This window comes from Shewanella dokdonensis (assembly GCF_018394335.1).
In the GTDB taxonomy this organism is placed as follows: domain Bacteria; phylum Pseudomonadota; class Gammaproteobacteria; order Enterobacterales; family Shewanellaceae; genus Shewanella; species Shewanella dokdonensis.
On record NZ_CP074572.1, the window covers coordinates 3,992,767 to 4,003,985 of the forward strand.

11 protein-coding genes and 2 pseudogenes are annotated in these 11,219 nt (G+C 48.2%); 5 read left to right on the forward strand and 8 right to left on the reverse strand.

The genetic code is table 11. The features are described 5' to 3' along the window. Positions 1-110: 110 nt before the first annotated feature. On the forward strand, positions 111-1,127 hold the full coding sequence (locus KHX94_RS19275) for a D-alanine--D-alanine ligase (protein ID WP_213681821.1): 1,017 nt from the start codon (positions 111-113) through the stop codon (positions 1,125-1,127). 221 nt (positions 1,128-1,348) lie between these two features. Here KHX94_RS19275 and KHX94_RS19280 read toward each other — a convergent pair whose 3' ends face one another. From KHX94_RS19280 to KHX94_RS19305, 6 genes and pseudogenes are all read right to left on the reverse strand, one after another. Continuing rightward, entirely contained in the window at positions 1,349-1,819 is a 471-nt protein-coding gene (locus tag KHX94_RS19280) for an OsmC family protein (RefSeq protein WP_213681822.1), read from the reverse strand. Further along, positions 1,812-2,993 (reverse strand): cobalamin-independent methionine synthase II family protein, encoded by a 1,182-nt coding sequence (locus tag KHX94_RS19285; RefSeq protein ID WP_213681823.1) that lies wholly within the window; start codon positions 2,991-2,993, stop codon positions 1,812-1,814. The genes KHX94_RS19280 and KHX94_RS19285 overlap by 8 nt, the downstream gene beginning before the upstream one ends. 10 nt (positions 2,994-3,003) lie before the next feature. Beyond that, the gene (locus KHX94_RS19290) at positions 3,004-3,831 is read right to left on the reverse strand and encodes a phosphate/phosphite/phosphonate ABC transporter substrate-binding protein (RefSeq protein ID WP_213681824.1); all 828 of its coding nucleotides are present in this window, start codon (positions 3,829-3,831) and stop codon (positions 3,004-3,006) included. 53 nt (positions 3,832-3,884) lie between these two features. Next, the gene (locus KHX94_RS19295; RefSeq protein WP_213681825.1) at positions 3,885-4,103 is read right to left on the reverse strand and encodes an acyl-CoA dehydrogenase family protein; all 219 of its coding nucleotides are present in this window, start codon (positions 4,101-4,103) and stop codon (positions 3,885-3,887) included. Further along, positions 4,085-4,762 carry an acyl-CoA dehydrogenase family protein gene (locus KHX94_RS19300; protein ID WP_425314081.1) on the reverse strand — a complete coding sequence of 226 codons (678 nt, stop codon included), beginning with the start codon at positions 4,760-4,762 and terminating at the stop codon, positions 4,085-4,087. The genes KHX94_RS19295 and KHX94_RS19300 overlap by 19 nt, the downstream gene beginning before the upstream one ends. Beyond that, positions 4,745-4,995 (reverse strand): annotated as a pseudogene (locus tag KHX94_RS19305) (acyl-CoA dehydrogenase family protein); the annotation flags it as partial. The pseudogene KHX94_RS19305 and the gene KHX94_RS19300, both read right to left, overlap by 18 nt. Before the next feature lie 423 nt (positions 4,996-5,418). Between KHX94_RS19305 and KHX94_RS19310 the strand changes: the two are divergent. Next, entirely contained in the window at positions 5,419-5,946 is a 528-nt protein-coding gene (locus KHX94_RS19310) for a DUF1697 domain-containing protein (RefSeq protein ID WP_213681828.1), read from the forward strand. A gap of 70 nt (positions 5,947-6,016) precedes the next feature. Here the strand turns inward: KHX94_RS19310 and KHX94_RS19315 are convergent. Beyond that, a pseudogene (locus KHX94_RS19315) lies at positions 6,017-7,653 on the reverse strand (lactate permease LctP family transporter). A gap of 516 nt (positions 7,654-8,169) precedes the next feature. Continuing rightward, positions 8,170-8,811, reverse strand: a complete 642-nt coding sequence (locus KHX94_RS19320; RefSeq protein WP_213681829.1) for a glutathione S-transferase family protein — start codon at positions 8,809-8,811, stop codon at positions 8,170-8,172. A 171-nt stretch (positions 8,812-8,982) separates the two neighbouring features. On the opposite strand from KHX94_RS19320, the gene KHX94_RS21305 reads away from it, so the two are divergent. The 3 genes from KHX94_RS21305 (at position 8,983) to KHX94_RS19335 (ending at position 11,208) form a co-directional block, all read left to right on the forward strand. Next, positions 8,983-10,056 (forward strand): DUF885 family protein, encoded by a 1,074-nt coding sequence (locus KHX94_RS21305; RefSeq protein WP_213681830.1) that lies wholly within the window; start codon positions 8,983-8,985, stop codon positions 10,054-10,056. After that, entirely contained in the window at positions 9,939-10,703 is a 765-nt protein-coding gene (locus KHX94_RS21310) for a DUF885 family protein (RefSeq protein WP_213681831.1), read from the forward strand. The genes KHX94_RS21305 and KHX94_RS21310 overlap by 118 nt, the downstream gene beginning before the upstream one ends. Before the next feature lie 121 nt (positions 10,704-10,824). Beyond that, the gene (locus KHX94_RS19335) at positions 10,825-11,208 is read left to right on the forward strand and encodes a VOC family protein (protein WP_213681832.1); all 384 of its coding nucleotides are present in this window, start codon (positions 10,825-10,827) and stop codon (positions 11,206-11,208) included. Positions 11,209-11,219 lie beyond the last annotated feature (11 nt).

Here is an 11,219-nt window from a genome sequence, read left to right on the forward strand (position 1 = left end):
TCGCTCTAACGCTGTGTTGCAAACTGCGCCATAATGGCGCATCGGTGGCAAGCATAGCTGCCCGACTAAACTTATTGTCTGAGTCTATCAGGATGGTCACAGGAACAACCATGACGAACGGGATCAATCTTTTACTGTTATGTGGTGGTGGCGGTGCGGAACATGCCATTTCACTGCTATCTGCCGGATATTTTGAAAGCTGTCTTAGCCAAGTTCCCGGTATAAATTTGCTGTGGCTGGAACTGAATGGCAAGGGCCAGTACCACACCAAAGATGGTCGCAAATGTGAACTGACCAACCGCCGCGAAATACGCTTTGATGATGACAGTCCAAGCTGGCCAGTAGATTATGTTATCCCCTGCATCCATGGTTATCCTGGCGAAACCGGTGACATTCAATCCTATTTTAATCTGATCAACCTGCCCTATTTTGGCTGTGAATCTGAAGGTAGCAGTAACTGTTTTAACAAGATCACCGCCAAAATGTGGTTTACCGCGCTCGGGATCCCCAACACGCCTTATATTTTTGTCAATCAACCAGACGATGCCGCTATCGCCCGCTGCCAGCAGGCATTGCAGAACTGGGGCTCACTGTTTATTAAAGCCGCCTCACAAGGTTCATCTGTGGGGTGCTACAAGGTGGATGATGCGGCCAAGATTGCAGCAACATTAAACGACGCCTTTCGCTATTCGCCTTATGTTGTTGTCGAAAAAACCATTCGTGCACGGGAGTTGGAAGTTGCCGTCTATGAATATCAGGGCGAAGTGATTGCCACACGTCCTGGTGAAATTGTCTGCGCAGCGAATACCTTCTACACCTACGAAGAAAAATACGCCGACAACAGCCATGCCACCACTAAGGTAGAAGCTGAGAATCTCACCGAAGCGCAGATTGCCACCATCCGCGATTATGCGGTGCGGGCGTTTAAGGGACTCAAACTGCGCCACCTGTCGCGCATCGACTTTTTCCTCAGTGATGCAGGGGAAATTCTGTTAAATGAGATCAACACCTTCCCGGGTCTGACGAAGATCTCCATGTTCCCAAAAATGCTGGCAAACCACGGCGAAGATTTTACCGCTTACCTGTTGGATAATATTCAGCGGCAGTTGGCGAAGAAGATCGGCTAATTAGACGGTTCCCGTAGTGACAAGCCAGACAAATGTCTGGCTTGTTATTAGCTGGCAATGACAACGCAGGGTTACCCAACATCATCGGCAAATACTTGCGCTAACCAAACCACTGACAGGTGACATAACGCAGCAATAGCCGTGGTTAACAACATGCCCCAAACAAACAGCATCCTTCAAACGAGAGCGCCTAGATTCATTGGCAATAAATGCGCCGTGGATTAAAGCAACTGTTTAAAGCTGACATCAATGGGTGTCGCCCTGCTCAAGGTTTGATAGATGGGACAAAGTAACAATGCTTGCTGACAGAAAGCCTGAAAGTCTTCAGGTTCTGGCGCTAGCAAAGCGTAAAGAGTCAATGTTATCCGGCTGAAATATGGCTTATCATCAAGCCCCTTAACCCCCACGAGAGTCAAGGGATTTGCCAGTTGTAACTGAGCTGTACCTTCAGCTTCTTCCAGCGTAGTCCGATGTCGCTGGCACTGTTCCGCCAATGCGCTCAGTAAACTGCTGATAATGGCACCGCCAAAATAGTCGCTACTACTGATGTTGGAGCATTCATTATCAAAGTTTACTATTTTACTGATATTGAAAGAATTTCTATCAGTAAATACTTTCACCTGTTGCTGGGGATCCATCACTGCGCGATAACGCACATCGTAGAAATGCGCCTCATAAATGTCATTAGCCATAGCGTTGTCTGAGCACCTGAGCGGCTGCTACCATTGCGGTCACTTTCTGCTCGATGACCTGATAATGATTGACTGGCCGGTTGGCAAATGTGGCAAAACCACAATCTGGCACCAATAATATCTGTTCTGGTGCGAGCCAACGCAGCGCTTCTTCAACCCGAGAGACAATCGCCTGCACCGACTCCACTTCATCACTGCGGGGATTTATCACTCCCAGACCGAGAGTGGTCTGTCGTGGCCATCGCTTATCTTGCAAGAGCGCCGTAAGATCTCCAGCCCGGGGAGTTGAGAACTCCAACTCTAGCAGCGGTGCGGCCACCGTGTTAAATAACTCAAGTAATGGTGAATAAGGGCCTTCTAGCAAAATACTTTCATCACGACTCCAATTACCACGACAGACATGTAACGCCGCTCGCGCGGAGCCCTTTGCCACATGCGCTAAGACGGGTTTGAGCAAGGATGCAGCAAACAATAGCTCTTCGGTCGGATCTTTGCGTTCGGACAAGGCTGCGCACATAAACGATCGCGGTTTTCCCTCAGTAAAAATAACCTCAGTCAATACCGGTTCATCAAACTGGATAATCTCGACTCCGAGCCGTTGCAGTGCATCAATCTCCTGCATCAAGAGCGTTACCACATCTTGCCCAAGCGCTTCTTTGCTGTCATAAGCCTGGCTGGAGAGTCCTGATAGCCACATTGAACGGGTCATCAAATAAGGGCCAGGAAGCGTAATTTTGAGTGGTCGGTTGGTATGACGCTGCATCATTTGCAGCTCCGGCACGGAAATGCCTTCAGGTCTATAACCTAACTTACCGTTACAAATCGCATTTTTTATACTGACCGCAGGAACATCTAGGGTTGTTAGTATCTGCTCAAAGGCTTTTTTATCTTCGATATAATCCAGCATTTGGCCCATATCCATCATGGTAACGCCGGTCAACCTGTCAGCCACAAAGGATACGTAATTGTCGCGCCCCAACTCCCCACTGGTGATGATATCTACTCCCCATTGCTCCTGCAGGGCAATCACGGCCGCCGTAGCCTGTTCCACCTGCTGAGCAAAATCCATGTCAGATAACAGACCTTTACGATGCTGGCGCAAGGCGGAAAGCAGCGTTTTTGAACGGGGTAGACTGCCCATCAATGATGTTGCAAACAAGGGGAGTTCTGTCATAACAGCCAACCTATTTCACCGGAGCATCAAAGAAATTCAGATACTGGCAAGCTTGCTGCAACTGGGCAAAACCGCTGGTGCGACCTTCGACCCAGCATTTTAGCCCTTCCATATCCATCATGGCTTTATGATCTGGGTTGCTGTAATCCATGCGGTGTAGCACTTCATTCCAATAGGTAAACTGTTCTACTGGGAAATCTGGACGCCCAACAAAAATACAGTGGTCAAATAACGGCGTGGTGGCTAAACAGATTAATTGGGTTCCATCTACCGTGCCGTCTTTCAGCCAAGCCTGCCAGTTCAGATCCAGCGTAAATGCCGCATCAACCTCTCCGGTCATTAACGCCTTCACCGCATCGAGTTCCCCGCCAATATGGTCGCCATGCAAACCAACACCTATGTCATAACGTTTTTCAAGATAATCTTGGCCAAATGCCAGCCCATGATTATGCAAAAAATTAATCGGAATTAACCGTGCTTGCGGGGAGTCCAGCGCACCAAATCCAATCACTTTATTCTTCAAGGCGCTGATATGCTGAATTCCGCTATTTTTTCTAACAATAAGGCAGGTTTTACGATCACTATCAGTATCACGCATTGAACCATTCAAACAACGGCCCTGACTGCGGATATAGCTGTCCACCCAAGCTAAAGGAGAGTTCCAAGCGATGTCGATTTCACCGTCAAACAATCCATCCACTTGCGCCTTGTAATCAGGGTAAAAAACACAATTAACCGGCAGCCCCTGCTGTTTGAAAAAATCCGCGATAATCCCCCAGATAACCGTGACTTTTGGGTCATAAACAACGGCACCGATATTAATACTGTTCATATTCATAAATTCTCTCAATGGGTTAGCGAAGGCATTAAGTAATAGCGTAAGGTTGGCAGTTAAGGGATCGGCTGATCAGTCAGCGTCTTACCTAACCAAATATTCAAGACATCAACCCCTGGTGCCATGACTTGCCCGGCATAGGCATCACGTAAGAAACGCTCAATCGTTAACGCCTTGTTATAAGCTTTACCGCCGCCCACGCGCATGGCTAAACGCCCGCATTCAATGGCGGATTCTGAAGCAAAAATTCGCGCAGCTAAGATCTTTTGCAGCACATCTGAGGTGGCGTTGGCGGCAGCCAGGTGAGGCTTTTGGCAGCGATCGCACGGGTATAAATATTAGCAAGATGGGTCTGTACTGTTTCAATATGGCTTAACGGCTGCGCATCTGGGTATTTACGCGATTTAGCATGTTCATTTGCCGCATGACTCAGGCTCAGGCAGACACCACTATAAACAGCGGCTAATCCGGTAACAAAGAAAGGTGCTACAACACTAAACACTTGTTCGGCACCACTTCCCGCCACACCGAGTCGATTTAACATACTAACTTGCACATTATCAAGTTTCATCGGGCAGGAAATATTCGGGCGCATGCCCATACCCTGCCAGGTATTGTTGTCAAAACTTAAACCAGCGGCACTCAATGGCACCGCCCAGTTATCGACTTTGCCATTTTCAGCGGAGGGAGCCAACACCAAGTACCAGGACGCTTGACCCGCGGAGGTCACCATACTTTTTACGCCATCCAAGATCACATGCTCAGACGCAAATTCGGCGTGAATTTGTGGATTATAAAAATGTGTTCCTGAACCTAATTCGCTATAGGCCAGCGCCAGGAACTTTCCATCATTCAGTACGTCACTGCAAATCTGTTGTTTCAGTTCATCACTGCCATAAGTCAACACACACATCAAGGCTACATTGTGCATCATGTAGCACAGGCCAGCACTGGGGTTAGCCTCAGCAAAAGCCATACATACTTCTGCGTGCGCATCTAATCCTTGACCCTGCCCCCCATTGCTGTGGGGATCATCATGCTGAACCAGCCGTCTTTCGCCATCTGTTTAAATGCCACTTCAGGAAATTTGGCTTCTGCATCACATTCGGCACTCGTTGGTTGTATATGCAGCGCTGCAAATTGACTCGCTTGTTCGTAGTAGGACATGATGATTTCCGTTATTCAGAGAAAACTAATAGTAAAGCTCAGATACTACCGCTGCCCCTAGTTCAGCATCCAGAAAATAGATAACGCATTATCATGAATATTCTGATAAATGTGATAGTAATTAATACAAAAATGACATAGGTAGACAAAATGACTCATTTGATTTTACCTATCATGGACATATAACGGGTTCTGGAGCTTTTCTACGAACAACATTTGCTCAACGAATTGGGGCAACACCCGTTGTTAGCCGAGCAGTGCCGCTATCGGAAACCTTGCCGGACAAGGCAATCTTAAATTTACGGATGTTGTCGTTGTGTTAACCTGTTGGCTAGCATCTCGTAGCCTATGCTTCATTCCGCTAACACAACGGCTAGTCGTCAACTTTCTAATATTACTCTCTAGTTTATGGGTGCAATCGCCATGGCAACATACATACTGCTGTTTCGGGCAATTAATGTGGGCGGCAATAATCTTCTGCCGATGAAACCACTCACCTTGCTGTTGCAGCAATGTGGTTACACGGATGTCAGCAGCTACATTCAAAGCGGCAATGTCGTATTAAATGGTGATATTCCGCCAGCGGCAAACATCACCACCGCGATTGCCAGCCAATTTGGGTTTACACCAGCCATGTTGGTTCTGACACAACAGGAATTTGAGCAAGCCGTGACCGCCAACCCTTACCATGCCGCTGACGGTAAAACTGCACATATTTATTTTGCTAACACACCGCTCAACCCCGATCTGCAAAAATTGTCGGCACTGACCGCCGCCAGTGAACGCTTTACCATAAAAGATAAGGTGTTTTATCTCTATGCCCCGGAAGGGATTGGCCGCTCAAAACTGGTGGCCGGGTTAGAAAAATGCCTTGGCGTTGCCGTCACTGGCAGAAACCTCAATACGATTAATAAATTGCGAGAAATGGTGCGCGGCAACGGCCATGTTTGAGGCGGCGCGATATCGCTATTGCCATAAAAAAACCACCGCATGCAACGGTGGTTTTCTACATGATTAGCGCTTATTTATGGAAAAACACCAGCGTCCAAGGCAGCACATAAGCCTGCAGCACGGTGATGACGCCGATAAAGCCACAGAAAATCAGACTGTGTTTCAGCGTGAAACGGAACAGTTCAGACTCGCGCCCCACTAACCCTGTCGCGGCACAGGCCACGGCAATGGATTGTGGGGAGATCATCTTTCCTGTCACCCCGCCGGTAGTATTCGCGGCGACCAGCAAATCTGGCGTAACCCCAATCTGATGCGCAGTGTTGGCCTGCAGGAGGCAAACAAAGCATTGGAAGAGGTATCGGAACCAGTGAGGAATACCCCCAACCAGCCTAAGAAAGGCGAGAAGAACGGGAATGCAGCGCCACTGCCCGCCAGCAGCAGCGCCAGCGTAGAAGACAGACCGGAATAGTTGGCGACAAAAGCAAACGCCAGCACAAACCCAATGGACAATATCGGGAATTTCAGCTCCACTAATGTTTCACCGAAGGTCTTGAGTGCGTCTTTAAGGGTCATTTTCAGCAAGATAATCGAGATGGCGGCCGCAATTAAAATCGCTGAACCAACGGCACTCAATAAATTGAACTTAAAGATAGCGGCATAGGCGGTATCCTTGGCCACAATCGGCGTGGTTTTGATGACCAGATTATGCAGCCCTGGGACTTCCAGTGATACGGTAATGGCATTCAAATAGCCCGAAATCGCCTTAATGCTCCACAGCGTGACCATTACTGTCAGAATGATAAAAGGCATCCAGGCACGGAGGATTTGTCCAGCAGAGTAGTTGGATTTAGCCGCCACACTACGAGGTTTCATTCCGGCAAAGGTAAAGATCTCTTTTGGCTGCCACACTTTGAGGAACAGCGTCAGACACAGCAAACTCACTAACGCCGATGTGATATCGGGCAACTCAGGGCCAACAAAGTTAGAGGTCAGGAATTGCGTAATGGCAAAAGAACCACCCGCCACTAACGTTGCGGGCCAGGTTTGGCGGATGCCGCGCATACCGTCCATCATGGCAATCAACCAGAAAGGCACAATAACGGATAGCAAAGGTAGCTGGCGGCCAGCGATCTGCCCGATATGATAAGGATCGAGCGAAGACACTTGCCCGGCCACAATAATCGGGATACCCATCGCACCAAACGCGACGGGCGCAGTGTTGGCAATCAAACACAAACCAGCGGCATATAACGGGTTAAAGCCCAAACCAACCAATAATGCGGCGGTGATGGCGACCGGAGCCCCAAAGCCTGCCGCCCCTTCCAGAAATGCGCCGAACGAAAAGCCCACCAGCAGCATTTGTAACCGTTGATCTTCAGTAATTGAGGTGACCGAAGCGCGGATAATCTCAAACTGTCCGGTCTTAACGGTGATTTTATAAAGAAATACTGCGGTGATAATAATCCACGCGATGGGCCACAGGCCGTAAGCAAAACCATAAACGGCTGAGGCAATCGCCATGGTGACAGGCATCTGATATACCAACACGGCAACCACTAATGCTAATAACAGGGTAATTCCGCCCGCAACGTGACCTTTTAATTTAAGCACTGTCAGTGCCAAAAAGAAAAAGACGATGGGCAATAACGCCACCAACGCTGACAGCCATAAGCTGCCTAATGGCGCATAGGTTTGTGTCCAGGTCATACGAATAGTTCTCCAAGTGCTTTAGTATATTTTGTTATAGGTGGCACAGTCGTTTGTCCCCATAGCTGGCGCTGACTGTTTGAAACACCGGCATTTATATTAGAGAGAAGATGTTTTAAGGTAATATTCATATGGCGATTAAGTGACACATATCTCATTAATTATTTTGCCAAATGTGACAGAGGTTTATATTGGTAATCGCTTAAAAAATGGTGACTTTTACTGGATATGAACGCTATGGCGATTCAGTAAAATCTGTGTTTATCGTGGGGAAAATAACAAAAGACAAAATAACTGGCTGATAATTTAGATAACATGCAGCCGCAGGTGATATTTATATGGGTTTATTAGCGGTTATCTACCGCTGTTAAATGGCAGGAGTCACTGCTTTTCTGGTTGCTAAGGGTTTTATTATGCTGCAATAAAGGGCTGGCGAGTGTCACAAATCGCGGTTGGCAACAGCCGCAGCCCATCACATTTTTCGTCTTAACTTCAGTGATCTTGCAATCACCAAGCCTAGCGTTCCACCGTAAACTGGCAGGCACTACTGCCAAATGGCGCACATTGAAACTCGGGTAAACACTCAGCCTGTGCAGATAATGCCACTAATTGGGGAAAATCACTGGCAATGACGACTTCCGGCAACATCTGCTGACTAAAATACCAGGCAATGGCGATGGTGATATTGGCTTGATCTATGTTGTCACTGGTAAGTGAGATATGCGCTGCCGCTAACTGCTGTTCCAACTCTTCAAAAGCCGCCAACAATTGGCTGGTCACACGCTGCGCCCAGGCATCAAACTGTTTATCCTGCGGTCGTAATTGCCGTTCATAAACCAGTTGCACACTCTTTTCACAAGCCGCCAATGCCAGTCCCAGCAACTGTAGCTGTTGCCGCAATATTTTAGGATCGTCAGCCAATAGCTTGCGGCTGGGAGCCAAAGCCGCCGCATATTGCAGGATCAGCGTAGAATCCATCAACGCCGTTCCATCATCACAGATCAAGGTGGGAGCTTTTACCACAGGATTGATCTGGGCAAAGGCTTCAAAAGTGCTGAAGACTGACAATGGCTGGTGTTCGAATTTCAACCCCAATAGCTGCAAAGATACCGCAACACGCCGCACAAAGGGTGAGTCCAGCATACCGATAAGTTTCATAGAAAATGCCTACTTAAGTGACCAGTGTTCATTTTGCGCTAACAATGGCATCAGTCAAGATTGATACGGTTCCGTTATAAAATGTTACGGATTTTATATGGCGTTAAGTGATAGTTATCGTATAACCACTAGGTACTTGTTGTCGGATCGACAAATTTAAGGTGAATAAACATGAAACGAATTTTAGCGCTAGCAGCCTGTGCCAGTTTTTCAGTCGTGGCGGCTGAACCCGCTTGGGTGACGACCAGTAACCAATACGCCATGGAAGTGCTGCAAAAAATTGCTGAAAACAGCCCAGAAAATGGTTCAGAACTCGGCATTGAAACCTACGATGGCAAAGTGGCGAATCTAACGCTGGCGGCCGAGACGCAAACACTCAATGAGATTCGAGCCGAAGTCACCCACTTGCAAACCGCCGAAACCAAGCAAAGTGATCCCCGAGTAAAACAAGATCTGCAGATCATGATAGCTACGCTGCAACGGCAACTGGAGTCTGCGGCTTTATCTGAACAATATGAACTGCCGTTTTTCAACGTTGCAGAAAAAGTATTTGGTGGGATCCAGGTATTACTGGACGACCGTAATACTCCCAAACGCATGCAAAAAGCCGTTGAGCGGCTCAATGCTTATGTCGATACCAAGATGGTTGCACAAGCTAAACAAAGAACTACCCAAGCCTTAGCCAATAAACAGCTGACAACACCTTATTACAAAGAAGTAGAACAGGCGATTGCCAACACCCCGCAGTTTATTCAAGGGATCGAGCAGTTATTTACCGCCCATAAACTACAGGGCTGGCAACCGGCGTTTGCCGAACTGTCCAAGCAACTTAACGACTACCAGCAATGGCTGAAAACCACGATATTGCCTGTAGCCCGGCAATCCAATGTCCTGCCAGAAATTCTCTACAGTAATGCGCTGAAAAATGTGGGCGTCGATATTGCCCCGGAGGAGTTGATCCAACGTGCATTGTTTGAATATGCCGAGATCCGTGACGAGATGCAGACTGTCGCCACCGATATTGCCAAAGCCAAGGGTTACAAAAATACTGATTATCGCTTCGTGATCCGCGAGTTGAAAAAACAGCAAGTCACCGGTGATGAGGTGTTACCTTTTTCAAGCAGCGGTTGCAAGATATTGAAAAAATCGTCCGGGAACATGACATTGTCACACTGCCACAACGCCCAGCCAATATCCGGCTGGCGTCAGCGGCAGAATCGGCTGCGGTGCCAGCCGCTCACATGAATCCCCCGCGGCTTATAGGCAACACTGGCGAATATGGCGAGTTTGTGCTGCCCATGATCGACCCGAATGCGGGTGGCAAACGGGTGACCGACTTTACCAGCAAAGGCTTTTCTTGGACACTCACAGTTCACGAAGCGCGCCCAGGTCATGAATTGCAGTTTTCCAACATGATTGAGCAAGGGGTTTCTATGGCAAGGGCGATCTTTGCCATGAATAGCGCCAATGTTGAAGGCTGGGCCCTGTACGCCGAAGCTATCATGAAGCAATATCTGCCCAAAGAAGGCCAACTGTTCTCACTGCAAGCCCGGCAACAGCGCGCTGCCCGCGCATTTCTCGATCCCATGTTGAATCTGGGACTGATCAGCCCCGAAGATGCCAAAAAAGTGCTCACTGACGATGTAGTGTTATCGGATGCTTTCGCCCAGCAAGAGATCAATCGCTATACCTTCCAGATGCCAGGCCAGGCAACGTCTTACTTCTATGGTTATATGAATCTAAGAGAACTGCGAGTCGCCACCGAGATAAAACTCCGGGACAAATTCAATCAGAAGGCATTTCACGATTTCATTCTGAAACAAGGGCTGTTACCGCCAAAACTGTTGAAACAGGCCGTTGAAACAACCTTCATCCCCAGCGTTAGCCAATAGCAAAGGTCAATGGGTGCGGCGATTGCAGCCGCCCCCGTTTTCATCGTTTTTCCCCGCCATAGCACAATCTCTATCCATTTAACTACACTTGAAGTATCGCTCCCGCCATTGAGGAGGCTTTATGTTGCGAGTCATGGAGTTAGACCATCTGGTACTGCTATGCAGTGATATTGAGGTGATGCTGGATTTCTACGAACGCGTGCTCGGCGCCACACTCGAGCGGCAGCTTCAGCAACCGCCCTTGTGGCAATTACGTTTGGGCAATGTATTAATCGATTTACAGCCAAGGGAGCAACATGACGTTGGGGTCAATGTGGAACACTTCTGCCTGAATATTGCGGAAACCGATGAGACCTTAGTGTTACACCACCTGCAACGGCAAGGCGTTATGTTTGAACCCTTCAGCGAAAAATACGGGGCCCGCGGCTATAGCCGTTCGCTGTATATGTACGATCCCGAAGATAATAAAGTCGAACTTAAAATATTGCCCGGCAGCCGAGAATAACGGCTACCGGA